Source organism: Dyella flava (assembly GCF_016904955.1).
Taxonomy (GTDB): Bacteria; Pseudomonadota; Gammaproteobacteria; order Xanthomonadales; family Rhodanobacteraceae; genus Dyella_B; species Dyella_B flava.
On sequence record NZ_JADIKE010000039.1, the window covers coordinates 361160 to 384167 of the forward strand.

Below are 23008 nucleotides of genomic sequence, written 5' to 3' on the forward strand. Positions count from 1 at the left end.
TACGTGACTGCCGAACTCGCCTCGATCATCGACTTTATCCGTTATGGCGCCAGCCGTTTTTCCGCGGCAGGGCTCACCTTCGGCCATAGCCACGACAACCCGATCGATGAAGCCACGCATCTGGTGCTGGCCAGCCTGCATCTGCCGCCGGATATTCCGCCGGCCTACGGCGCCGGCAAGCTCACCGCCGAGGAACGCCTGCGCGTGCTCAACTTGATCGAGCGTCGCATCACCGAACGGCTGCCGGTGGCTTACCTGGTCGGCGAAACCTGGTTTGCCGGGCTGAAGTTCAAGAGTGACCGCCGCGCCCTGGTGCCGCGCTCGCCGATTGCCGAGCTGATCGAGTCGGGCTTCACGCCCTGGCTGGATGGGCGGCATGTGGAGCGTGCGCTGGATCTTTGCACCGGCTCAGGTTGCATCGGCATCGCCATGGCCGAGTACAACCCGCATTGGCAAGTCGATATCGTCGATATCAGCGACGATGCCTTGTCGCTGGCGCGTGAGAACGTGGCCTTCCAGCACGTAGGTGATCGCGTGGAGATCATCAAGTCGGACCTGTTCGGCGGACTGCAGGGGCACAAGTACGACCTGATCGTGTCCAATCCGCCCTACGTCACCGAAGACGAATATGCCGCGCTGCCCGGCGAATACAGTCATGAGCCCAAGCTTGGGCTGACCTCGGGCGAGGATGGTCTCGATATCTGCCTGCGCATGCTCGACGAAGCAGCTGATCATCTGACTGAAGAAGGCCTGCTGATTGTCGAGGTGGGCGAAAGCGAGCACGCACTCAACATGCTGCTGCCGGAAGTGCCCTTCGTGTGGATCGAGTTCAAGGTTGGCCAGATGGGCGTGTTTGCGCTTGAGCGGCGTGAGCTGGTGGAACACGCTGCGGCGATCCGCGCCGTGGCGGCTGCGCGGCGCTGACGCGGGATTTCCACTGGACTTGTTTGATTGTCTCTCTCGTCGCCCCGGCCGTCGCCGGGACGACGAAGGCAGCCTGCGGTTCAAGCGGAGTTATCCATGGAAATGATCACAGCACGACTGCGCCTGGATGCGTTGCGCGAAAGCGACGTGGATACATTCTTCCGCTACCGCTCTGATCCCTCCGTCGCGCGCTATCAAGGCTGGTGGCCTGCCTCCAGCGACGAGGCGCTGGGCTTCATCGTGTCCCAGCAACAGGCGTCGCTGGACATTCCCGACAGCTGGCTGCAGTTTGCCATCCGTCTGTCTGCGGACGGCTGCCTGATTGGCGATCTCGGCTTGCACCTGCCTGCCGATGCCGACGGCTCGTATGAATTCGGCATCACCATCGCGCCGGCTCACCAGGGCAAGGGCTACGCCCGCGAAGCCGTGGCAGCGTTGTTCGATTTGCTCTTTCGCGGCTTGGGCGCGCATCGCGTGTATGCGTCGATCGATCCCCGCAACGTGGCCAGCGCCGCCTTGCTGCGCTCGCTGGGCATGCGTCAGGAAGCCCATTTTCGGGAAAGCCTGAAGCTGCGCGGGGAATGGGTGGACGATGTAATCCATGCATTGCTGGCAAGGGAATGGGCGGGCGCTGACATGCATCCCTAGGGCATCATCCATTCAGGCGTGGCAAGATGGGACATTGTCCGGGCCGTTTGCATGCAGCGCGGTCCACCAAGGGCGATATGCCAATCCCCCATCGCTAATGGTCCTCCTCGTGTCCAGCAATTCCACCGGCAAGTTATTTACCGTCACGACCTTCGGCGAAAGCCACGGCCCGGCGATTGGCTGCGTCATTGATGGGTGCCCGCCGGGTTTGCCTATCGATGCCGAGGAGTTTCGTACCGACCTGGAACGCCGTGCCACCGGCCGCAGCCGTCACACCTCGCAGCGCCGCGAGGCGGACGAGGTGGAGATTCTGTCTGGGGTGTACCAGGGCCGGACCACCGGTACACCGATCGCGCTCCTGATCCGTAACACCGATCAGCGCAGCAAGGATTACGGCGATATCGCCGATACCTTCCGCCCGGGCCACGCCGACTACACCTACTGGCAGAAATACGGCATTCGCGATCCGCGTGGCGGCGGCCGTTCTTCCGCGCGCGAAACCACCATGCGCGTAGCGGCGGCGGTGATCGCCAAGAAGTGGCTGGCGGAGCGCTACGGCGTGCGCGTGCGTGGCTATCTGGTCCAGCTCGGCGAGGTTACACCGGAGGGTTTCGATTGGAACGCGGTCGAGCAGAATCCGTTCTTCTGGCCGCATGAAGCACAGGTGCCGGCGCTGGAGGCATACATGGATGCGCTGCGCAAATCCGGCGACTCGGTCGGCGCGCGCGTGAACGTCGAGGCCGACGGCGTGCCGCCGGGTTGGGGCGAGCCCATCTACGGCAAGCTGGATGGAGACCTTGCTGCCGCCCTGATGTCGATCAATGCCGTCAAAGGTGTGGAGATCGGGGACGGCTTCGATGCGGTAACCCAGCGTGGCAGCCAGCATCGCGACGAAATGCATATGGACGGCTTTACGTCCAATCATGCGGGTGGCATCCTTGGCGGGATCAGCACGGGTCAGGTAGTGCGGGCATCCATTGCACTCAAGCCCACGTCGAGCATCCTGATTCCCGGCCATAGCGTGAACCTGGCCGGCGAACCGGTCGAGGTGGTGACCAAGGGACGCCACGACCCGTGCGTTGGGATCCGCGCCACGCCTATTGCCGAGGCGATGATGGCCCTGGTGCTGATGGATCATGCTTTGCGTCATCGTGCACAGTGCGCTGACGTGGGCGAGATAAAACCGCGTATTAGCTAATGGATTTCACTTCCTCCCTTGCGGGTCCATGAGGGACTGCCTTCGGGTCGCGGGGAGGGTTAGGGCGGGGCAGGCGAGCCGGGCGCTGAATCTGCGCAAGTCTCGCCGGCTCTGCCGTGAGCAGCTCGACGCTGCTCTCTGTCGGTAACGATGATGACCAAGCAACAAAGCGTCTGGGTTTCTCGCCCGCTATTTCCAGAAGTGCTGGCCAGCCTGGCGCAGTACGTCGACGTGCGCGTGGAAACCAAAGAAGCCAAGCGGACGCAGGCGCAACTGCGTGCCAAGCTGGCCGATGTCGATGGCGCGATCGTCGGTTTGAGCGATCGTGTCGATGCGTCCGTGGTGGCGGGCAACCGTCGCCTGCGCGCGATTGCGAACCTCGGAGTGGGTTACAACAATCTTGATCTGGCTGCGTTGACCGCGGCTGGCATCCTGGCGACCAATACACCGGATGTGCTGACCCAGACCGTCGCTGATTACGCGTGGGCCTTGCTGCTTGCGGCAGCGAGGCGGGTGAACAGCGCCGAGCGCTGGCTGCGTGCCGGGCGCTGGCGTGGCGGCATGCGTTTCGATGATTGGCTGGGTCTGGATGTGCACGGCAAGACGCTGGGCATACTCGGGATGGGGCGCATCGGTCAGGCCGTGGCGCGCCGGGCCAGTGGCTTCGATATGTCGGTGATCTATCACAATCGCTCGCGTCTGCCCGAGGCGGCCGAGCGCGAATACCGTGCTGTCTGGGTCGACAAAGCCGAACTGCTGCAGCAGGCGGATCATCTGGTGCTGGTGCTGCCCTACACGGCGCAGAGCCATCATGCGATCGGCGCGGCAGAGCTGGCGCAGATGAAGCGCTCGGCGGTGCTGGTGAATATTGCGCGCGGAGGCATCGTCGATGATGTGGCCCTGGCTGCGGCCCTGCGCGAAGGGCGCCTGGCTGCCGCCGGGCTGGATGTGTTCGAGGGCGAGCCGGCGGTGAACCCGGCGCTGCGCGAACTCGAGAACGCCGTGCTCAGCCCGCATATCGCCAGCGCCAGCGCCGATACGCGCCGCGCGATGGCTCAACTGGCAGCCGATAATCTGCTGGCCGCATTGGGCCATGGTCCCCGTGCGGGCCATCCGCCGTCGCTGCTGAATCCCCAGGTAGTCGGGCGGCATGCAGGTGAAACGTGATATGCCTCACGTTGATAAGGCTATGTGATGTCGTTCGCGTGCTGCTCGGGCTAGATTTCCCGTTTGGGATGTTGGTGCCGACAGCGAATTACCCGCAGACCGTTTAACCGTCTGCCAGGGCAGGCCACGGATGGCCTGCCGTGAATCAAGCTCCGTTAGGTGCTTGATTTGTCGGAGCCGAGTTCGGACCAGTGCTGACTTCGGCGGGTTGGGAAGCGCGGGAAAGCCATTCTCAACATTCAGCTAACTCCCCTGACAAGTGACCCGAGATGAGTAAGAAGAGTAGTTACAAGGTAGCCATGGTAGGTGCGACTGGCGCTGTCGGTGAAACGCTGCTGGGCATCCTGGCGCAGCGCGAATTTCCGGTCAGCGAGCTGGTGCCGTTGGCCAGTGAGCGTTCGGCGGGCGGCAAGGTGGAGTTCGCCGGCAAACAGATCACCGTGAAGAACCTGGCCGACTACGACTTCAGCGGCGTGGATATCGCCTTCTTCTCGGCCGGCGGTTCAATCAGCCGCGCGCACGCCCCGCGTGCGGCGGAAGCGGGTGCGGTGGTGATCGATAACACCTCCGAATTCCGCTATCAGGACGATATTCCGCTGGTGGTGAGCGAAGTGAACCCGCATGCCATCGCGCAATACACTCAGCGCGGCATCATCGCCAACCCCAACTGCTCCACCATGCAGATGCTGGTGGCGCTGGCGCCGATTCATCGTGCCGTGGGCATCGAGCGCATCAACGTCGCCACGTATCAATCGGTATCCGGCGCCGGGCGTTCGGGCATGGAAGAGCTGGGCAAGCAGACCGCTGCGCTGCTTAACTTCCAGGATGTGGAAAAGTCCAAGTTCCCCAAGCAGATCGCCTTCAACGTCATTCCGCACATCGACGAATTCCAGGCCAACGGCTACACCAAGGAAGAGATGAAGATGGTGTGGGAGACGCGCAAGATCCTGGAGGACGAGTCGATCCAGGTGAATCCCACCGCCGTGCGCGTGCCGGTGTTCTATGGCCATGCCGAAGCCGTGCATATCGAAACCCGCGACAAGATCAGCGCCGAACAGGCGCGTGAGTTGCTGGAAAACGCCGAGGGCGTGGTGGTGCAGGACGAGCGCAAGCCGGGCGGCTACCCCACGCCGGTGGGCGATGCGGCCGGTCAGGACCCGGTTTTCGTGGGGCGCATTCGCGAGGACATCTCGCATGACCGCGGTCTGGATCTGTGGATCGTGGCGGACAACATCCGTAAGGGTGCGGCGCTCAACGCCGTGCAGATTGCCGAGTTACTGATCGAGGATTACCTGTAATGCAACGTATTGCGCTGGTTCTTGCGGGTGGCCTGCTGGTTTCAGGGGCTGCCTGGGCCGCTCCGCCGTCCGCCACCCCCAGCTCACCGGCATTGACCGGCATGAACCAGCGCATCGCCAGGCATCAGGCCGAGGTCGACCATTTGCAGAAAGATGTGGGCCAGCAGGAGACGGCCAGCCAGCAGGCCGCGGCACGCCTGCAACAACAGGACCGTACCATTGCCGAGCTGCGGCAGCAGCTCAAGGCTACCCAGCAAACCAAGGGATCGGCGACCGGGCATTGACGGCCGTCACGTCCGGCAAAAAAATCGGCCATGGAGAGGGCCGACAAACCAAATCTGGTATTGTTGATTGACGTTTATCTAACTAAAGTGACGCCTTCCAAGAGGAAGTCACCGCAACCTGCGGTGATTTTTGAGTAAAGCGTCCGGGTTGTCTCGGGGGAGCACGCGATGAATCGTTCGTTGAAGCTGTCGATACTGATGGCGCTTGCGCTGGGCAGCACTCAGGCGGCGGCCGTGGAGTTGGGCCAGGCGCACGTCAAGTCGGCGCTGGGCCAGCCACTGCTGGTGGAAATTCCCGTCACCCAGGCCACACAGGCTGAACTGCAAACCCTCGGCGCCCAGCTGGCTTCGAACGATGCCTTTGCCAAGGTGGGCGGTGAACGCCCCTCCGTCGCGCTGCAGTTCAATGTCGTGGACGAGGCTGGTCACAAGGTGATTCGCATCACCAGCAGTGCTCCGGTGGACGATCCCTATCTTGACCTGCTGGTGGAAGTAACCAGCACCACCGGCAGCAGCGTGCGTGAGTTCGCCATCCTGCTTGACCCGCCGGGCAAGTTCGAGCAACAGGCTGCGGCGAGCAGCGCGCCGACTCGTCGGCGTGCGCCAGTCACCAGCGCTTCGGCGCCGGCTGGCGAAACCTCCGCGCCGGCACCGCGCGAGACCGCCGCAGCGCCATCCCATCATGCTGTGGCTGTCACCAATGGCCAGTTCGGTCCGGTGGAAAAGGGAACGTCACTGTCGCATGTAGCGGCTGAAACAGCCCCTGCCGGAGTCGATACCGACCAGATGATGCTGGCGCTGAAGGCAGCCAATCCGGACGCCTTCTATCGCGACAACATCAATGCCCTGAAGGCGGGCGTGATCCTGCGCGTGCCTTCGCGCGATGACGCGCTGGCGACCGCCGTCGCTGCTGCGACTGCGGCCGTGCGTCAGCAAAACAGCGATTGGCGCAATGGTACGGTCAGTGCGCCGGTTGCCGTGGCGGCCGGTGGAACGCGCGCCAACGCGTCGGTCGCGCCCACCCAGACCAGCAACGCCGACAAGCTGGCGTTGGTGCCGGTGGGCGGCGAAGGTCAGTCTGCGGGCGGCACGAATGGCAAGGGCAACACCGCCATCCGCCAGGAGCTGCAGCGCAGCCAGGAAACCCTGGCCTCGCTGCAAAAGCAGAGCGACGATCTGAAGTCGCGCCTGAAGGACCTGGAAGATATCAACGGCAAGAATCAGCGCCTGTTGTCGCTCAAAGACAATGAAATCGCGGATTTGCAGAAGCAGCTTGCCGATGCACGCAAGGCTGCGGGCATGCCGCCTGCACCGGCTGCGGCAGTCCCCGCGGCTCCCACGGCATCGGCTCCCGCGGCGGTCAAGCCGGCGCAGCCAGTGGCTGCCGCTCCCGCGCCGGCGCAGGTAACCAAGCCGGCCGCCACCACGGCGCCGGCCAGCAGCGCGACCGTGCAACACGCTGCGGCAGTTACCACGCCGGTCAATGCGTCGGCCAAGCCGAAGCCAGTCGCTCATCCCCCCGTGCACCGCGTACCGACGCCGGCCATGGCCGAGCAGCCGTGGTACACACAGACCTGGGCCATGGCGCTTGGCGGCGGTGTCGTTGTGCTTGTGCTGCTGGGCTTGCTGGCCCGCCGTGGCAAGTCGGGCAGCAAGCCGTCCAAGTCGAAGGCGGATACAGCGGCAAACAAGGGGTCGCTGGCGGATCGCTTCGGCACGGTCGACGTCGATAGTCTGGGCGGCATGCCGGGTTCCGATCCCGATCAGGATGAACTGCTCGACCAGCTTGCCGAACAGCCGGACGACATCGACCTGCACCTGGAACTGGTCAGCCTTTACTACACCCGCCGCGACGTCGAACATTTCGAGGCCGCCGCCGAAGCCATGCACGCTCACATCACCGATCCGAGCCAGCCGGAATGGCAGGATGTGGTGCATATGGGCGAGGACCTGGCTCCGGGCCATCCACTGTTTGCGCACGCCTCCGTGCCGTCGTCGGCGCATGACGAAGCGCCGCTGCATCACTTCGATCTGGACAGCTACGGCAGCAGCAAGCCGGCCGAGCCGGAACTGAGCGGCAGCAAGCAGGCGCCGCCGCCGCTGCCGTCCAAGGTCAGCGAATACCATTTCGACTTCGACCTTACGCCGCATCAGGCGGAGTCGGCCACGCAGGTGGCCAGTCATTCGCCGTCGACTGCCAAGCAGGATGTGGAGGAAGAACCGCTTTCGTGGAAGTTCGACGAGCCGTCGGAGACCGCGCACGAAGTTGAGCATGAAGCTGCGCACGCCGCTGTCCAGGAAGAGGATTTCGGCGAGCTGCATGACGATCCGGTCGACACCAAGCTGGATCTGGCCCGCGCCTACCTCGACATGGGCGATCCGGACGGCGCCCGCGCCATGCTGGAAGAGGTGCTGCACGAGGGTACCCAGATACAGAAGGATGTGGCGCTGACCCTGATGGCCAAGATCCGCTGATTGCAGCCACCTTCTGGGCGAGTTCGATCGGGCCGGCTATGCCGGCCCGATGCTTTTTGATCCTTTGCCGGTGGGCCTAGCTGTTACCCTTATCCGCTTCGCATTCCCCTGAATCACCATGCGCATCGCTCTAGGCATCGAATACGACGGCACCGACTTTCTTGGCTGGCAACGGCTGAGTCATGGGGCCAGCGTGCAGGCAAGCCTGGAGCGCGCGCTGTCGTTCGTGGCGGCCGAACCGATCGAAGTGACGTGTGCCGGCCGTACCGATGCCGGCGTGCATGGCCGGTGTCAGGTGGTCCATTTCGATACCGAGGTCCAGCGCGATATGCGTGGCTGGGTGCTGGGTGCGTGCTCGAACCTGCCGACCGGAGTGGCCGTGTTGTGGGCGCAACCCGTACCTGATGACTTTCACGCCCGCTTTTCCGCCCGCAGCCGCCGCTATCGCTACACCATTCTCAATCGCAGCATTCGGCCCGCCTTGGATGCGCGCTATGTCACCTGGGAGCGTCATCCGCTGGATGCAGAGCGCATGCATGCGGCGGCGCAGGCATTGATCGGAGAACATGATTTCAGCGCCTTCCGCGCGGTGTCGTGCCAGGCAGCGCATGCGCGACGCGAAGTGAAGGCTTTAAAGGTATGGCGTGAAGGTGCCCACGTCATCGTCGAGATTGAAGCCAACGCCTTTTTGCATCATATGGTGCGTAATATCGTTGGTTCCTTGCTGCCCGTGGGGCGCGGCGAACAACCGGTCGATTGGGTCGCGGCCCTGCTGGCCGGACGCAATCGCGAAGTCGCCGGTCCGACCGCGGCGGCTTCGGGCCTTACATTTATCGGTCCACGTTATGAGCGGCACTGGAAGCTGCCTGTCGAGGTAAGCGAATGACCCGTATCAAATGTTGCGGCATGACTCGCGTTGAGGATGCGCTGCTGGCAGCGCAACTTGGCGCCGATGCGATCGGTGTGGTGATGACGGCGCACAGTAAGCGACAGGTGTCGTTGGAGCAGGCAAAGACCATTGTCGATGCCATGCCACCGTTTGTCACGACCGTGGTGTTGTGCATGGATGACGACGCCGGCTTCGTGCAGGAAATCATCGACACGGTTCGCCCTTCGCTACTGCAATTCCACGGCACCGAAAGTGATGAATGGTGCCGACAGTTCGGCCATCCGTACCTGAAGGCGATCGCGATGGGCGAAGGGACCGCCGCCCTTTATCAGCTGCGCGATCATCCGCACGCCGCCGGTTTGCTGTTGGATGGCCACGGCCTGGGCGAAGCGGGCGGTAGTGGCAAGGTGTTTGATTGGTCGCTGATGCCGCACGATCTGAAGCAGCCGTTGATCCTGGCTGGCGGCCTGACGCCGGCGAATGTCGCCGAGGCGATTCGTGTTGCACGGCCGTGGGCGGTGGACGTGGCCAGCGGAATCGAGTCCGCGCCGGGCATCAAGGATCCAGCCAAATTGCGCGACTTCATCGCCGCGGTTCGTGCCACCGCGTAAACGCGGTGCCAGGTACAGGTTCGGTTCGGTCACCCCCGGATCAAGTCCGGGGCAATCCAGCCTGCGTGTTCGCATCACGTGTCAGTGCCTTGCGCAACCACGCAGCAAGGGCATCAACGCGGCTATCGCTGCGACGGCGCGGCGTCGCCAGAATCCAGCTTGCATCGGTTTGCCGGAATCCCCACGGCGCAAGCAGTCTTCCGGCATCAAGGTCATCCTGCACCAGTTGTTCGGGCGCGATCGCTACACCTAATCCGGCCACGGCGGCTTCCAGCAAATAAAACAGCCGGGTAAAGCCTTGGCCGTAATGCAGCGAGTCGACGGACAGGCCGCTGGCCTTGGCCCAGACGGGCCATGCTTGCGGGCGCGAACTTGTGTGTAGCAGTGCCTCATGCCCTAGCGCGGACTCGCCCAATGCCTGCAAGCGTACGAGGCCTGCGTAGCGCGGACTGACCACCGGGCCGATACGCTCCGGTGCCAGCTGATGCACCTGCCAGCCAGCTGGCCAAGGTGGCGCCGCCAAGGCCAGTGCGGCGTCGGGTTCGGCGTGCTGGGGCGCCAGCGGATCTTCTTCCGGTGACAAATGCAGCCGCAACATCGGCAAATCACGTTCCAGCCGGTCGAGCCGGGGAATCACCCAGCGTGCCAGCAGGCTGCTGGCGCAACCCAGCACAAACGGTGCTTCGCTGCGGTTTCGCCGCAACTCAACCCAGCCATCGCGCAACTGATCGAATGCGCCGGCCACGCGATCGCGCAGTTGTTCACCAACGGATGTCAGCACGATGCCGCGCCCCAGGCGGACGAACAAAGCTTGATCCAGCTCTCTTTCCAGTACGCGCAACTGGCGGCTGATTGCGCCATGGGTCACGTGCAATTCCTCGGCGGCACGGCTCACGCTGCCTAGTCGGGCGGTGGCCTCGAAGGCGCGCAGGGCATTCAGCGATGGCAGGTCACGGCTCACTGGTATTGTGAGTTTTTCTGACAGGTTGCGGCCATCATATCGCTTTTTATCGGCACGGATTCACGCTATTTTCTGCCTTCGATGGCCTGGTGCCATCTGTGACTTTGGCGATACGCAAAGGATATCTGACCGATGCCCACGATCCAGGATTTCCAGAACTGGCCGGACGCCCACGGGCGCTTCGGCGACTTCGGCGGTCAATACGTCGCCGAGACCCTTATGGCGCCCTTGGCCGAGCTGACCGAGGCGTATCTGCGCTTGCGCGAGGATCCGGAATTCGTGGCTGAGCTGGATCGCGATCTGACCCATTACGTGGGCCGCCCCAGTCCGATCTATCACGCCGAGCGCTTGTCCAGGCACGTCGGCGGTGCGCGCATCCTGCTCAAGCGCGAAGACCTCAATCACACCGGTGCGCACAAGATCAACAACACCGTCGGCCAGGCGCTGGTGGCCAAGCGCATGGGCAAGCCGCGTGTCATCGCCGAAACCGGTGCGGGGCAGCACGGTGTGGCCAGCGCGACGGTGGCGGCACGCTTTGGATTGAAGTGCGTGGTCTACATGGGCGCGGTCGATATCGAGCGCCAGAAGATCAACGTGTACCGCATGAAGCTGCTCGGCGCCGAAGTGGTGCCGGTCACTTCCGGCTCGAAAACGCTCAAGGATGCCTTGAACGAGGCGATGCGTGATTGGGTCACCAACGTAGCCGACACGTTCTACATCATCGGTACGGTGGCCGGTCCGCATCCGTATCCGATGATGGTGCGCGACTTCAACGCCATCGTCGGGCGCGAAGCACGCGCGCAGGTACTGGAGCAATATGGCCGTTTGCCGGATGTACTTACGGCCTGCGTCGGCGGTGGCTCCAACGCCATCGGCCTGTTCCATGCCTTCCTCAACGATCGCGATGTGCGCATCGTGGGCGCCGAGGCAGCGGGCGAAGGTATCGCAACCGGTCACCACGCCGCATCGCTTGCTGCGGGACGCCCGGGCGTGCTGCATGGCAATCGCACCTACGTGCTGTGCGACGACAACGGCCAGATCACCGAAACACATTCGGTATCGGCAGGTCTCGATTATCCGGGTGTCGGCCCCGAGCATGCGTTCCTGAAAGACGCCGGCCGCGCCGAATACGTCGGCGTCACCGATGACGAAGCGCTCGAAGCCTTCCATCTGCTGGCGCGTACGGAAGGCATTCTTGCCGCGCTGGAGTCCAGCCACGCGGTAGCACAGGCGATGAAGCTGGCGCGCGAGCTGCCGAAGGATGGCATCGTGCTGTGCAATCTCTCTGGCCGTGGCGATAAGGACGTGCACACGATTGCTGCGCGCGAAGGAGTGCAGGTATGAGCCGTATCGATCGCCGTTTCTCCGCGCTGAAAGCTGCCGGCCGTACGGGACTGATTCCGTTTGTCACCGCCGGTGATCCTGCGCCGGAACACAGTGTGGCCTTGATGCATGCACTGGTCGATGCCGGCGCCGATGTGCTTGAACTGGGCGTACCGTTTTCCGATCCGATGGCCGATGGTCCGGTGATTCAACACGCCAGTGAGCGCGCGATTGCCAAGGGTGTCGGACTGGCTGACGTCCTGGGATGGGTGCGTGCGTTCCGTGAGCGGGATCAGGACACGCCGGTGGTGTTGATGGGATATCTCAATCCGGTGGAAATCCACGGTTACGAGCGCTTCGCGGCGGAGGCCGTGGCGGCAGGCGTGGACGGCGTGCTGCTGGTCGATTGCCCATTGGAAGAAGCCGAGGTGCTCGCGCCTTTGCGTGCAGCGGGTTTGCAGCAGATCCTGCTTGCCGCGCCGACGACCGCACGCGAGCGTATGGCGAAGTTGTGCGAAGCCGCAAAAGGTTTCCTGTATTATGTATCGTTCGCTGGCATTACCGGGGCAGGACGCTTGAGTACCCAGGATATCGCCGCACGCGTGGCCGATATCCGTGCTCATGCGAAGGCACCGGTAGCCGTCGGCTTCGGCGTCAAGGACGCGCAAAGCGCGAAAGCCATTGCCGGATTCGCCGATGCGGTCGTGATTGGCAGTGCATTGGTCGAGCGGTTGGAAGGAGCGGTCAGCGCACAGGACATTGCGGCGCGGGCAGGGGATTTTCTCCGGCCCATCCGCCGGGCACTGGATGAAGCTTGATTTCTTGCTCTCCCTTTTAGGAGGGGGAAGGGTGAGAAGCCGGGGTTCCCAGACATCCAAAAATGGAACGGCTCCGGATCCGTGTGGTCCCAGAGCATGATCGAGGCCAGGTCGTCCTCGCCCTTTATCTTTTCCGGAAAAGCTCCATACAGGGCTTGCCTGACCAGAAAGGGGGATGCGCGTAATGCTCGCGTGACCAGGCGCGCCGAACAGGTGGCGCTTGTTTCCAGATTGAGGCGTATGCAATGAATTGGCTGCAAAAAATCATGGCACCCCGCGCGCGGACGCAAAGTTCCGCGGCCGGCAAAGGCAAGGTACCGGAAGGTGTGTGGGAGAAGTGCGGGGGCTGCGGCGCGGTGCTGTACCGGCCGGAGCTGGAACGCAACCTGATGGTATGCCCCAAGTGCAGCCATCATCACGCCATCGGCGCACGTGAGCGCCTGCTGGCCTTTTTCGACGAAGGCAGTGCGCAAGAGCACTGGGCGAGCATGGAGCCCAGCGATCCGCTGAAATTCCGCGACTCCAAGAAATACCGTGACCGTATCACCGCTGCACAGAAATCCACCGGCGAAAAAGACGCGCTGATCGCGATGAGCGGCAAGCTCAAGGACAAGCCGCTGATGGCCGTGGCTTTCGAGTTCTCCTACATGGGGGGCTCGATGGGTTCGGTGGTCGGCGAAAAATTCACGCGCGCCGCCGAGCGCGCCTTGGCCGAACGCAGTGCCCTGGTGTGCTTCTCCGCCACCGGAGGGGCCCGCATGCAGGAGGCGCTGTTCTCGTTGATGCAAATGGCCAAGACCTCCGCCGCGCTGGCACGTCTGCGCGAAGCGGGCGTGCCCTATATCAGCGTGCTCACGCATCCCACCACCGGCGGCGTGTCGGCGAGCCTGGGCATGCTGGGGGATATCAATGTTGCCGAACCGAAGGCGCTGATCGGTTTCGCCGGTCCGCGGGTGATCGAACAGACTGTGCGCGAGACCTTGCCGGAAGGTTTCCAGCGCTCGGAGTTCCTGCTTGAGCATGGCGCCATCGACATGATCGTCGATCGCCGCCAGATGCGCGACAAGCTGGCGGATGTGCTTGGCATCCTGCGCAAGGTACCGCGTGCGGCGTAAGCTTTCCGCATTGAGCGTGATGCATAAAAAAAATGCCGCCTTCGGGCGGCATTTTTTTCTCCCTTTCTCTTGCCGGGATAGGAGAAGAAACGCGGCGCGTTTTCCACAACTTGTGTGGACGCATTCGGGAAAAGCCTGTGGAAAAGCCGCGTACTCAATTGTGCGATCAAGCACTTGGCACGCAGTGATGAAATATTGCGCAGAAACTGCGCGTAGTTTTCCACAGCGATTGTGGAAAGTATCCGGTAGAGCTTGTGGATAGATGCGCTATGTCGTTGAGCGCAAAGCCTGCGAGTACAGTGTGATGAACGATTGATCAGGTCAACAAATGATCAATCATGTGCACCGTCGGGCAGCGCCGCTCGAAGCATGGCGGGAGTCGCGCCGCTTTTTCCACAGCAACTGTGGAAAGTGTCCGGTAGAGCTTGTGGATAGGTGTGCTATCTCGTTGAACGCAAAGCGTGTGGGTACAGCATGACGATGAATTGATCAGCACATGGCGTGATCAAGACCGCGCTGATCCGTCAAGCGAACAACAGCGGTGCGCTGTGCACCAGCCACAGCGACAGCGCACCGAGGCCGCTGCCAACGAATATCGCTGCAAGCACATCGCTTGGATAGTGCAGACCAAGGATCACGCGCGACGCTGCCACCAGGGCCGTGAATGTCAGCAGCAGCGGTGCGAGCAGCGGATACCATGCCAGCGCGACGATGGTGAAGCCCACCGCCTGCAACGTATGTCCGGAGGGGAAGCTGAACTCGTCCAGCGGCGGCACGTGTGCAATCACGCCGGGGCAAGTGCGGAACGGACGTGGACGGCGCGTCCAGCGCTTGAGAATGCGATACAGCAGCAGAGCAACCAGACCCGTCGCGGCCATGTGCGCTGCCGCTTCCAGCCCGCGGCGGCCGTCGATCAAGGCCAGCGCCAGCATCAATGCGTACCAGAAAATGCCGTCCCCGAGCCGGCTGATCACACCGAAGAACACCCCCACTGCGTGCCGCGCGCCCCAGCGGTTGGCGGCAATGCACATGCGTCGATCAAACGCATGGCGCGGAAGCGCGACCTGGTCAGGCAGGTGCGATGGTGACATGGCGCTCATGCACGTTCTCCTCGACCAGTTGGTTTAGTTGATTTTCAAACTCGCGGATCACCGCATCGGGTGAAAGCCGTTCAACGCTTTCCACCGCATTGCGGCCCATGTGACGAATCAGATGGATATCGCTGGCAAGCGTGACTGCCGCCGACGTGAATGCCGCGGCGTCACCGGAGGCGATGCGGAAACCGTTGACGCCATCGACCAGATGCTCGCGCGCCGCGCCTTCGTTATAGGCAACCACCGGCAGGCCGGCAGACAGTGCCTCCAGAATCACGTTGCCGAAGGTTTCGCTCAGGCTGGGGAAGGAGAACAGATCGGCGCTGGCGTAATGCGCGGCCAGCGTCTCGTCCCGCTTCATGCCGACAAAAATGAAATCCGGATGCGCCGCCTGCAGCGCCGCGCGGGCCGGGCCATCGCCCACCCACACGTAGCGCGCGTTCGGCGCTTTCTGCTGGATGGCGCGGAAGGTCGATACCGCCAGATCCAGATTCTTCTCCGGCGCGATACGGCCCACATAGAGCACCACCGGCGTGTCGGCATCGACACCCCAGCTTTGGCGCAGCGACTCATCACGCTTCGAAGGATGGAACAGCTTCGTATCCACCGCGCGGCGCAACAGGCGCGCATGATCCACGCCCATCGCGGTGAGCTCGGCGGCGAGTGCATCGGTGGGCACGAGCGTGATATTCGCGCGGCAGTGGAAGCGGCGCAGATATCCATGCACGACCGGCGTCAGAAAGCCCACGCCGTAGTGATTGGCATAGGTATCGAAGCGGGTATGAAAACCGGTCGCGACCGGGATGCCCAGCCGAACCGCCGTTTTCACCGCCGAGCGGCCCAGCGGGCCTTCGGTAGCGACGTAGATCACGTCGGGGCGATGTTCGGTCCAGCGCTTGCGCAAGGTGCGCGGCACCGGCAGGCCGAAGCGCAGGCCCGGATAGCGGGGCAGGGCCGCGCCACGGGTTTCCAGGGCTTCAATGCCCGGCTCGTCGGCGTGGCTGGTCGTCTGGCGGGGACGGATGAGATCGATCGTGTGGCCGCGTGCGGCCAGACCGGTCGCCAGACCATGGACGGTGAGGGCAACACCGTTGATCTCAGGCGGATACGTCTCGCTGATGATGCCGATACGCATGGCGCATCCTCGTCTTGTACGGCGGTAGCTTGCGCCGGCGTGATTTCGTACAGGTGGCGGTCAGGTGACAAGCCGGTTACGCGTGTTACGAAACGTGGAAATGTTGTCGCCAAGTGGACGCCTACTTGGGCTAGATTGCCCCAGGAGGCCTTTTCCCCCGGATCTATCCCTGGATAAGGAGACAAACCGATGAAACGTCTGTTGCTTGCTCTGGCGTTGGTGACCACTGCTGGTTACGCACTGGCTGCCGATGCTCCCGCTTTGCCGGTGACCAAGGCTCCTGCCGGGGCGGAGGTCTACATCATCTCGCCGCAGGACGGCGCCACGGTCCCACAGAGCTTTACCGTGCGCTTTGGGCTGAAGGGTATGGGGGTCGCGCCGGCAGGCGTGGTCCATGAAAACACCGGGCACCACCACCTGTTGGTGGACGTGAAGGTGCTGCCCGCAGCGGGCCAGCCGATTCCCAAGGATGAGCAGCACATCCATTTCGGCGGCGGCCAGACCGAAACCACCCTGAAGCTGACGCCCGGCACGCATACGCTGCAATTGGAGCTGGGTGATTCCAATCACATCCCCTTCGACCCGCCGGTGGTATCCAAGCCGATCACCGTGCATGTGAAGTAACGCCTTTAAGCCCTCTCCCCTCCGGGGAGAGGGGTGGGTGAGGGGACAGTCTTGCGAAGATACGGGCTCAAACCTGGTTTCGACGCGGTAAAGTCGCAAGATGGTCGCTCACCTCAACACCCTGGCGAGGTAAAAGCGAAGAGCCGTGCCTATTCAGCTAAAATGACGGGTTCTGCCACGCACGACTCGTAGCCATGACCGTCCGCACCCGTTTCGCCCCCAGTCCCACCGGTTTCCTGCACATTGGCGGCGCACGCACCGCGCTGTATTGCTGGCTGGAGGCCCGTCGCCGTGGCGGTGAATTCCTGTTGCGCATCGAGGACACCGATCGCGAGCGCTCCACCGATGAAGCGGTGCAGGCCATTCTGGACGCCATGCAGTGGCTGGACTTGAGTGCCGGAGAGGCACCGATCTACCAGACCCATCGCCTGGCCCGTTACAAGCAGGTGGCCGACGAGCTGCTGGCCGCCGGCAAGGCGTACTACGCCTACGAGAGCAAGGAAGAAATCGAAGCCATGCGCGAGGCGGCCATGGCGCGTGGCGAAAAGCCTCGTTACAACGGCTATTACCGCGATCGCAACGAGCCGTACCGCGACGATTCCAACCGAGTCATCCGTTTCAAGAACCCGCTGGAAGGCTCGGTGGTGTTCGACGACAAAGTGAAGGGCAGGGTGGAATGGTCCAATGCAGAGCTGGACGATCTGGTGATCTTCCGCTCCGACGGCTGGCCCACCTACAACTTCGCCGTGGTGGTGGACGATATCGACATGGGTATCACCGAGGTGATCCGCGGCGACGACCATGTCAACAACACGCCGCGCCAGATCAATATCTATCACGCACTCGGCGCCAAGGTGCCGGAGTTTGCGCATTTGCCGATGATTCTGGACAAGGAAGGCAAGAAGCTGTCCAAGCGCACCAACTCGGTCAGCGTGATGGAATATCGCGAAAACGGCTTCCTGCCGCATGCCATCCTCAACTACCTGGTACGTCTGGGCTGGTCGCACGGCGATCAGGAAATCTTCTCGCGCGAGGAGATGATCAAGCTGTTCGACGTCGGCGACGTCAACAAGGCCGCCTCGCGCTTCGATACTGAAAAGCTGCTGTGGCTCAATCAGCACTACCTGAAGACGGACGATCCGCAGACCCTGGTACCGGAATTTGCCTGGCACCTGGCGCGCGCCGGTATCGACACCAGCAAGGGCCCGGCTCCGGCGGATGTCATCGTTGCACTGCGCGATCGCGTGCACACGCTAGCGGAAATGGCCGAGCGCGCGAAGATCTGGTACGGCCCGATTACCGAATGGGACGACAAGGCCGTCGCCAAGCATCTGAAGAACGACAGTGCCGTGTCGGTGCTGCAGGCTGCGCGTGAACTGCTGGCCAGCTGTGAGTGGAAGCCGGAGCCGATCCATCAGGTGATCGAGCAAGTGGCCACCAAGCTGGAACTTGGCATGGGCAAGATCGCCCAGCCGCTGCGCGTGGCGATGACCGGCACCCAGGTGTCGCCATCCATCGACCACACCATTTACCTGACCGGGCGCGATGCGGCGCTCCACCGTATTGATGAGGCGATAGCCTTGGCTGCGCGCTGATTATTGCAGCGTATCCGGCATGTGTTCCCTGACGCGCCGTCTGCTCTTTATGGCTCGACGGCGCGCAACACTACCAACTGGTCATTGTCCCTAACCGCTGCCGCGCTTCTGATTGCGTGTCAGTGAAAGAACGCCGTAACGGGTGGCACCGTGTCGACCGGCTCGATGCGGATCCAGGATGTGCTGTTCTGCGCGCGATCGCGCTTTTCCATCAAGTGCATGAGCTGGAACTGGGACTCTGATAGCAGGCGCCGCGTCGTAGACAGATCTTCTGCGCTCATCCCCTGAAGAATACGCTTGGGGATTTTCTGTTCATTGAAGCATTTGATAATGAGCTCAAGTGTCAGAAACGAAGGGACGTGCGACGAAGCGCTGTCGATAAAGATGGATGATGTTCCAGCCATGCGCGGCAGGAACGCACGCACGATGTTCTCCACCATGTCTGGCGAATGCATGTAGTCGGAAAACAGCAGGTCGATGGGTCTGTGATCGAAATCGACGGTTAGGGTGGCCGGATTGTTGAGGTCGATGCCTGCCTTCTTGAACGCGATGTGTTCTCGCACATCGCATAGATCGAAGAGTGAAAAAATAAACGCTTCATAGCTTCCTTGCTGTGCGACCTGGCGCATCGACTCAAGCGGGCCGGAAGGCGTCGCAGCAAGGAATCGCCTGACATCGGGCATGTCGAAATGGCTACCGTTGTCGTAGGTATAAATGGTGCCGAAGCCATTTTCTTTCATGGCTGCGGCAATCCAGGCCGTTGTCACGCCCATACCGGTGCCCAGTTCCACCACCACTTCCGGTTTTTCCCTGCGAACGAGGGTGTAAAACAGCATGCAGATGTCTTCACTGCCGTACATCGGGCCAATTTGGTATCGGGCTGCCAGCAGTTCCGGAAACTTCTCGGTAATGTTCCACATGCGGATGGGGGCTTCCTGAGGGTGATCTAACAGCAATCGGATACTTAAAGCTTGAAGGGCAACATCGTAAAACGCTGTTCCTCGCTGCATCCTCGGACTTTGCCGGCGTTGCGTTTGAGAAGGCGCGTCATGTTTTTTTAAAAAGAAGCAGCGTTTTGCGGTTTTTGGCGTTCAGCGCCAGCTATAGGGTGTCCTCTGGGGGTTTGTCAAGATAGTGTTCGATAGAGCCAAAATGCTCTGGAGCATGAATTGCGGGCGATGCATGGGCACCGAGGATTGGAATGGAAGAACTGTTAGCCAAAGCGACCCAGGGCGTGGATCCGGATTCGCCGGGCGCGTTTTTTCACATCTTCATCAACCTCATGACCATGATTCCCTGGGAGGCGTTGTTCTGGTGGAACCTGGTGTTCTTGGCAGTGGGCGCCTTGCTTGGTTGGTGGCGCGGACGGTTGATGGCCGGTGTTGTCTGGGCATTGGTGTTGGGGCCGATCGGCTGGATTATCGTGTTGCTCGCCCCCAAATCGGCCAAGCCCCCGCCATTGCCGCGCTGACGACCCGCGCTCCGGGTGTATGATCATCCTAAGGACGAGGTGAATCCGTTGAGCAACAGTATCCCCACCAAAGTGCATGCCCATCATCACCACGAAGGTCCCAAGGAATTCGTGGCAGCCGTGGAGCATGCCAGCGAGGAGCGCGGCCTGCGGCTTACTCCGCTGCGCAAGGAAGTACTGGAACTGATCGCCGCCGCCGGCAAACCGGTCAAGGCCTACGATCTGCTCGATCACCTGCGCGAACGTCATGGCAACGCCGCGCCGCCGACGGTTTACCGGGCGCTGGATTTCCTGCTTGAGCACGGTTTCATCCACAAGCTGGAATCCATCAACGCTTTTGTGTCCTGCCATCATCCTGCCGAGGCGCATCAGGTGCCGTTCCTGATCTGCGATGTCTGTTCGAGCGCACAGGAAGTATGCGACGAGCGCGTGGCCGAGCTGATCGAAGCGCAGGCCAAGGCATTTGGCTTTCGTCCGCAGGCGCAGACGCTGGAAGTGCACGGCGTCTGCAAGAATTGCCGCAAGGCCTGATCCGCTGGCGTTCAGCGCGAGAGCTGCTGATCCATCCACCCGGCGATCGCATCAACCACCTGCGTTTCAATGCCGTAGTAACCATGCGGCGTCAGCGAGCCGCATGCATTCGACGAGCGCGAGATGCCGCCACTGACCTCAATCACCTTGACGGAAGGCGATGCCGACAGCGCCGCGGCAATGCGCGGGGCATTGCCGGGTGGGGCGACCGGGCATTGGTCATCGTGATTGGCAACCACCAGCGCCGGTATACGCACTTCCTGCGGATCGGCCTGGAACACGGTTTCATGGCTGCCGCCCAGCACGGATACCGATTCGGTCAATACCACGCCAGCCAACTGGGTAGCGCCGGGATGTGCCGCGCCATTCATCGCCGCAATCGAACCTTGGCTGGTTCCAAGCAGAAACACCGGTCTGGCCGATTGCTGGTGCGCGAATTTGACCAGGTCGCCGACCAGGGCCGCATAGGCCGGTGTACTGCGCATGCCACGCAGATTGTCGCCATCGATGGCATCGGGAATCAGCACGGCGAAACCGAGGTGCGTCCACAGCCCGCGCGTACGGACCACAAAATTGTCGTCATGACGCAGATCGCCGTCGCGCCGGATACCGACGTCACCCGCGCCTCCGGGCAGCATGACGATGGTTGCCTTAGGATTCGCCGGCGCATCGTACAGCACGCGTTGATGGCTGCCGTTGTGCAGCGGCAGATCCAAGACATGTTCGGTGAAAGTGGTTGCAGCGAAAAGGAGTGGGCCAAAGAGGCTGGCGACAAGTAGAGTCCAGGTTCGTCGCGCTTTTCTCATGGGTCTGTCCGTAAGACTCGAAATTCATTACTGCCGACGCATCGTGCCGGCAACGGCGGGACCTGGCTGCTTTGAGGCTTTGCGAGCCGCAGGCCCCAGCCTTCATCGGGACGACGAACATCTCCTCGCAGTTGATATAGCAGGAGACGGTTCCATATGGGAATGCTGCCGGCGGCCATCGCGGCGCTTGCCGACTGCCGCTTGCGCATGGAGCGTCTGTGTTATAATGTATCAATTTGTATCGCCGGTCCCTCCGGCACAACCCCGGTGTCATCCCCATGGCTTCCACGCCAACGCCGCATACCTCTCGCTGGTGGAACCTGGCTGATCGCCTTGGCGCGACCGCTTCGTTCCTGTGCGCGATCCACTGTGCGGCACTGCCGTTCGTGCTGGCCATCCTGCCGCTCATTGGCCTCAGCTTTCTTGCCGATCACGCATTCGAGCGCGACTTTGTGCTGTTCGCCAGTGCACTGGCGATGTTCGCCCTGGTCAATGGTTACCGTCGCCATCGCCGTCCTTTGCCGCTGCGCCTGGCGCTGCCTGGCCTGGCCTTGCTGGTCATGGGCGTGACCTTCGCCGAAAACTTCTCGATCGTCCTGCACAGTGTGATGGTCACCTGTGGCGGTCTGCTCGTGGCTAGCGGTCATTTCGTGAATCTTCGTTTCGACCGCCAGCACGGCCACGTGCACGGTCCGCACTGCGCGCATTGATTCATCTTTGGCTGCGCAGTGATTGTGTAACGGCGGTCTCGCTTTCTAGCATTGTCGTATGAATCACGCGCACAGCCATGACTGCGGTCATCACCATGATCATTCCCATGAAGTGGGAACGGTAAGCCGTGAGCGCAAATTGCTGATCGCCGTTGTGTTGACCGCGGGCATGATGCTCGTGGAGGTTGCCGGCGGCTGGTGGTCCGGTTCGCTGGCGCTGCTGGCCGATGCTGGCCACATGCTGGTGGACTGCGCGGCGCTGATTCTTGCCTTGATTGCGGCGCGGATGGCGCTCCGTCCAGCCGATGCCCGTCGCACGTATGGCTATGGGCGCATGGAAGTGCTCGCGGGTTTCGTCAATGCGCTCACCCAGTTCGTGCTGGTGGGTTTTATCGCGTACGAAGCGATCGAACGTCTATTCAAGCCGGTAGAGATTCTTTCCGGTGTGATGCTCGGCGTGGCGGTCGCAGGCCTGCTGATCAATCTGATCGTATTGCGCAGCCTGCAGGGCCATTCGCATGACGACGTGAACATCGGCGCAGCCACCTTGCATGTGCTGGGCGATCTGCTTGGTTCGGCTGGCGCCATCGTCGCTGCGTTGCTGGTGCGCTGGATGGGCTGGAACTGGGCCGATCCGCTGCTCTCGCTGCTGGTATCGCTGCTGATCTTGCGTAGTGCCTTGAGTCTGCTGCGCCGCTCGACCCACATCCTGCTTGAAGGTGTTCCTGAAGGCATGGACACGCAGGAAGTCGAAACAGCGTTGCGTGGTTCTGACGACTCGATCCGCGACGTGCATCATTTGCATGTCTGGCAGCTTGCTTCCGGTTCGCGCATGGCGACCCTGCATCTGGAGCTGCATGAACAGGGCGATGGCGCACGGGCATTGGCCGCGGTGAACCGAACCCTGCTGCAGCGTTTCGGTATCCAGCATGCCACCGTCCAGATCGATCCGGGTGATTGTCCGGACGGCACCCCGGGCTGCAGTGCTCAGCAGCAGCCTCAGCAAACGCACAATCACCATCATCACTGAACGGGGGCAGCTTGCGCTTTGGCCCTGCGCTGTTAGGATGAATAACCGTCCACACGTATGATGATATTAAGGAGTTTCCTATGGGTAAGGGCGATCGCAAAACCCGTCGCGGCAAGACCTACCGTGGCAGCTACGGCAACACGCGTGCGCACTCCGCGCAGCCTGCCGTGGCAGGCGGCAAGTCGACCGTGACCAAGACGGCTGCCGTGAAGAAGGCTGCTGTGCCGAAGAAGAAGTCGGCCTGAGTGCCTTTCTCGCTGCAAAGAGCCTCGGTTCATGCCGAGGCTTTTTTTATGCGCGC

At 62.1% G+C, this 23008-nt stretch carries 24 protein-coding genes; 19 read left to right on the forward strand and 5 right to left on the reverse strand.

Annotation, left to right across the window (positions count from 1 at the left end):
• The first annotated feature begins 3 nt into the window (after positions 1–3).
• The 9 genes from prmB (at position 4) to ISP19_RS20020 (ending at position 9494) form a co-directional block, all read left to right on the forward strand.
• A complete protein-coding gene (gene prmB / locus ISP19_RS19980) occupies positions 4–924 on the forward strand; it encodes a 50S ribosomal protein L3 N(5)-glutamine methyltransferase (protein WP_284385077.1) in 921 nt (306 codons plus the stop codon).
• A 96-nt stretch (positions 925–1020) separates the two neighbouring features.
• On the forward strand, positions 1021–1572 hold the full coding sequence (locus ISP19_RS19985; protein ID WP_204684165.1) for a GNAT family N-acetyltransferase: 552 nt from the start codon (positions 1021–1023) through the stop codon (positions 1570–1572).
• Positions 1573–1681: 109 nt separating this feature from the next.
• Complete coding sequence (aroC, locus tag ISP19_RS19990) at positions 1682–2770, forward strand: chorismate synthase (protein ID WP_204684166.1); 1089 nt, start codon at positions 1682–1684, stop codon at positions 2768–2770.
• 153 nt (positions 2771–2923) lie between these two features.
• The gene (locus tag ISP19_RS19995; protein WP_204684167.1) at positions 2924–3937 is read left to right on the forward strand and encodes a 2-hydroxyacid dehydrogenase; all 1014 of its coding nucleotides are present in this window, start codon (positions 2924–2926) and stop codon (positions 3935–3937) included.
• Positions 3938–4206: 269 nt separating this feature from the next.
• Positions 4207–5235, forward strand: coding sequence for an aspartate-semialdehyde dehydrogenase (locus tag ISP19_RS20000; protein WP_204684168.1), 1029 nt, complete (start codon positions 4207–4209; stop codon positions 5233–5235).
• On the forward strand, positions 5235–5519 hold the full coding sequence (locus tag ISP19_RS20005; RefSeq protein WP_239556960.1) for a hypothetical protein: 285 nt from the start codon (positions 5235–5237) through the stop codon (positions 5517–5519). Before ISP19_RS20000 ends, ISP19_RS20005 begins: the two co-directional genes overlap by 1 nt.
• 168 nt (positions 5520–5687) lie before the next feature.
• On the forward strand, positions 5688–7994 hold the full coding sequence (locus ISP19_RS20010; protein ID WP_204684169.1) for a motility hub landmark protein FimV: 2307 nt from the start codon (positions 5688–5690) through the stop codon (positions 7992–7994).
• Positions 7995–8112: 118 nt separating this feature from the next.
• Positions 8113–8880, forward strand: coding sequence for a tRNA pseudouridine(38-40) synthase TruA (truA, locus tag ISP19_RS20015; RefSeq protein WP_204684170.1), 768 nt, complete (start codon positions 8113–8115; stop codon positions 8878–8880).
• The gene (locus ISP19_RS20020; RefSeq protein ID WP_204684171.1) at positions 8877–9494 is read left to right on the forward strand and encodes a phosphoribosylanthranilate isomerase; all 618 of its coding nucleotides are present in this window, start codon (positions 8877–8879) and stop codon (positions 9492–9494) included. The genes truA and ISP19_RS20020 overlap by 4 nt, the downstream gene beginning before the upstream one ends.
• Positions 9495–9534: 40 nt before the next feature.
• On the opposite strand, the gene ISP19_RS20025 is transcribed toward ISP19_RS20020, so the two are convergent.
• Entirely contained in the window at positions 9535–10455 is a 921-nt protein-coding gene (locus ISP19_RS20025; RefSeq protein ID WP_204684172.1) for a LysR family transcriptional regulator, read from the reverse strand.
• A 132-nt stretch (positions 10456–10587) separates the two neighbouring features.
• Here ISP19_RS20025 and trpB point away from each other — a divergent pair, with 132 nt between their 5' ends.
• The 3 genes from trpB (at position 10588) to accD (ending at position 13711) form a co-directional block, all read left to right on the forward strand.
• Positions 10588–11799, forward strand: coding sequence for a tryptophan synthase subunit beta (gene trpB / locus ISP19_RS20030; RefSeq protein WP_204684173.1), 1212 nt, complete (start codon positions 10588–10590; stop codon positions 11797–11799).
• Positions 11796–12596 carry a tryptophan synthase subunit alpha gene (trpA, locus tag ISP19_RS20035; RefSeq protein ID WP_204684174.1) on the forward strand — a complete coding sequence of 267 codons (801 nt, stop codon included), beginning with the start codon at positions 11796–11798 and terminating at the stop codon, positions 12594–12596. The genes trpB and trpA overlap by 4 nt, the downstream gene beginning before the upstream one ends.
• Positions 12597–12841: 245 nt before the next feature.
• Positions 12842–13711 (forward strand): acetyl-CoA carboxylase, carboxyltransferase subunit beta, encoded by an 870-nt coding sequence (gene accD / locus ISP19_RS20040; RefSeq protein ID WP_204684175.1) that lies wholly within the window; start codon positions 12842–12844, stop codon positions 13709–13711.
• Positions 13712–14235: 524 nt separating this feature from the next.
• On the opposite strand, the gene ISP19_RS20045 is transcribed toward accD, so the two are convergent.
• Positions 14236–14811, reverse strand: coding sequence for a phosphatase PAP2 family protein (locus tag ISP19_RS20045; protein ID WP_204684176.1), 576 nt, complete (start codon positions 14809–14811; stop codon positions 14236–14238).
• Complete coding sequence (locus ISP19_RS20050; RefSeq protein ID WP_204684177.1) at positions 14780–15940, reverse strand: glycosyltransferase family 4 protein; 1161 nt, start codon at positions 15938–15940, stop codon at positions 14780–14782. The genes ISP19_RS20045 and ISP19_RS20050 overlap by 32 nt, the downstream gene beginning before the upstream one ends.
• Before the next feature lie 189 nt (positions 15941–16129).
• Here ISP19_RS20050 and ISP19_RS20055 point away from each other — a divergent pair, with 189 nt between their 5' ends.
• Both ISP19_RS20055 and gltX read left to right on the forward strand, forming a co-directional pair.
• A complete protein-coding gene (locus tag ISP19_RS20055) occupies positions 16130–16564 on the forward strand; it encodes a DUF4399 domain-containing protein (RefSeq protein WP_204684178.1) in 435 nt (144 codons plus the stop codon).
• 194 nt (positions 16565–16758) lie between these two features.
• Positions 16759–18159: a glutamate--tRNA ligase gene (gltX, locus tag ISP19_RS20060; protein WP_204684179.1), complete on the forward strand. Its 1401-nt coding sequence runs from the start codon at positions 16759–16761 to the stop codon at positions 18157–18159.
• A 119-nt stretch (positions 18160–18278) separates the two neighbouring features.
• Here gltX and ISP19_RS20065 read toward each other — a convergent pair whose 3' ends face one another.
• Positions 18279–19079 carry a class I SAM-dependent methyltransferase gene (locus ISP19_RS20065; protein WP_204684180.1) on the reverse strand — a complete coding sequence of 267 codons (801 nt, stop codon included), beginning with the start codon at positions 19077–19079 and terminating at the stop codon, positions 18279–18281.
• Positions 19080–19360: 281 nt separating this feature from the next.
• Between ISP19_RS20065 and ISP19_RS20070 the strand changes: the two genes are divergently transcribed.
• Both ISP19_RS20070 and ISP19_RS20075 read left to right on the forward strand, forming a co-directional pair.
• Positions 19361–19630 carry a hypothetical protein gene (locus ISP19_RS20070; RefSeq protein ID WP_204684181.1) on the forward strand — a complete coding sequence of 90 codons (270 nt, stop codon included), beginning with the start codon at positions 19361–19363 and terminating at the stop codon, positions 19628–19630.
• Positions 19631–19678: 48 nt separating this feature from the next.
• Positions 19679–20161, forward strand: a complete 483-nt coding sequence (locus ISP19_RS20075) for a transcriptional repressor (RefSeq protein ID WP_239556961.1) — start codon at positions 19679–19681, stop codon at positions 20159–20161.
• Positions 20162–20172: 11 nt separating this feature from the next.
• On the opposite strand, the gene ISP19_RS20080 is transcribed toward ISP19_RS20075, so the two are convergent.
• Positions 20173–20877: an alpha/beta hydrolase gene (locus ISP19_RS20080; RefSeq protein WP_204684182.1), complete on the reverse strand. Its 705-nt coding sequence runs from the start codon at positions 20875–20877 to the stop codon at positions 20173–20175.
• A gap of 368 nt (positions 20878–21245) precedes the next feature.
• Between ISP19_RS20080 and ISP19_RS20085 the strand changes: the two genes are divergently transcribed.
• The 3 genes from ISP19_RS20085 to ISP19_RS20095 all read left to right on the forward strand — a co-directional run bounded on the left by ISP19_RS20085 (position 21246) and on the right by ISP19_RS20095 (position 22952).
• Positions 21246–21677, forward strand: coding sequence for a MerC domain-containing protein (locus tag ISP19_RS20085; protein WP_204684183.1), 432 nt, complete (start codon positions 21246–21248; stop codon positions 21675–21677).
• Between the two features lie 58 nt (positions 21678–21735).
• Positions 21736–22707 (forward strand): cation diffusion facilitator family transporter, encoded by a 972-nt coding sequence (locus ISP19_RS20090; RefSeq protein ID WP_204684184.1) that lies wholly within the window; start codon positions 21736–21738, stop codon positions 22705–22707.
• A gap of 80 nt (positions 22708–22787) precedes the next feature.
• Positions 22788–22952 (forward strand): 30S ribosomal protein THX, encoded by a 165-nt coding sequence (locus tag ISP19_RS20095; RefSeq protein WP_204684185.1) that lies wholly within the window; start codon positions 22788–22790, stop codon positions 22950–22952.
• Positions 22953–23008: the final 56 nt, after the last annotated feature.

Excerpts from the sequence above, each read along its gene's own strand:
- ISP19_RS20055 (WP_204684178.1), top strand. The coding sequence starts at position 16,130 with ATGAAACGTCTGTTGCTTGCTCTGGCGTTGGTGACCACTGCTGGTTAC.
- ISP19_RS20095 (WP_204684185.1), top strand. The coding sequence starts at position 22,788 with ATGGGTAAGGGCGATCGCAAAACCCGTCGCGGCAAGACCTACCGTGGC.
- accD (WP_204684175.1), top strand. The coding sequence starts at position 12,842 with ATGAATTGGCTGCAAAAAATCATGGCACCCCGCGCGCGGACGCAAAGT.
- ISP19_RS20000 (WP_204684168.1), top strand. The coding sequence starts at position 4,207 with ATGAGTAAGAAGAGTAGTTACAAGGTAGCCATGGTAGGTGCGACTGGC.
- trpB (WP_204684173.1), top strand. The coding sequence starts at position 10,588 with ATGCCCACGATCCAGGATTTCCAGAACTGGCCGGACGCCCACGGGCGC.
- ISP19_RS20050 (WP_204684177.1), bottom strand. The coding sequence starts at position 15,940 with ATGCGTATCGGCATCATCAGCGAGACGTATCCGCCTGAGATCAACGGT.
- ISP19_RS19985 (WP_204684165.1), top strand. The coding sequence starts at position 1,021 with ATGGAAATGATCACAGCACGACTGCGCCTGGATGCGTTGCGCGAAAGC.
- truA (WP_204684170.1), top strand. The coding sequence starts at position 8,113 with ATGCGCATCGCTCTAGGCATCGAATACGACGGCACCGACTTTCTTGGC.
- ISP19_RS20085 (WP_204684183.1), top strand. The coding sequence starts at position 21,246 with ATGGCTTCCACGCCAACGCCGCATACCTCTCGCTGGTGGAACCTGGCT.
- trpA (WP_204684174.1), top strand. The coding sequence starts at position 11,796 with ATGAGCCGTATCGATCGCCGTTTCTCCGCGCTGAAAGCTGCCGGCCGT.
- ISP19_RS20090 (WP_204684184.1), top strand. The coding sequence starts at position 21,736 with ATGAATCACGCGCACAGCCATGACTGCGGTCATCACCATGATCATTCC.
- ISP19_RS20065 (WP_204684180.1), bottom strand. The coding sequence starts at position 19,079 with ATGTGGAACATTACCGAGAAGTTTCCGGAACTGCTGGCAGCCCGATAC.
- gltX (WP_204684179.1), top strand. The coding sequence starts at position 16,759 with ATGACCGTCCGCACCCGTTTCGCCCCCAGTCCCACCGGTTTCCTGCAC.
- ISP19_RS20070 (WP_204684181.1), top strand. The coding sequence starts at position 19,361 with ATGGAAGAACTGTTAGCCAAAGCGACCCAGGGCGTGGATCCGGATTCG.
- ISP19_RS20005 (WP_239556960.1), top strand. The coding sequence starts at position 5,235 with ATGCAACGTATTGCGCTGGTTCTTGCGGGTGGCCTGCTGGTTTCAGGG.
- ISP19_RS20010 (WP_204684169.1), top strand. The coding sequence starts at position 5,688 with ATGAATCGTTCGTTGAAGCTGTCGATACTGATGGCGCTTGCGCTGGGC.
- ISP19_RS20045 (WP_204684176.1), bottom strand. The coding sequence starts at position 14,811 with ATGAGCGCCATGTCACCATCGCACCTGCCTGACCAGGTCGCGCTTCCG.
- ISP19_RS20020 (WP_204684171.1), top strand. The coding sequence starts at position 8,877 with ATGACCCGTATCAAATGTTGCGGCATGACTCGCGTTGAGGATGCGCTG.
- ISP19_RS19995 (WP_204684167.1), top strand. The coding sequence starts at position 2,924 with ATGACCAAGCAACAAAGCGTCTGGGTTTCTCGCCCGCTATTTCCAGAA.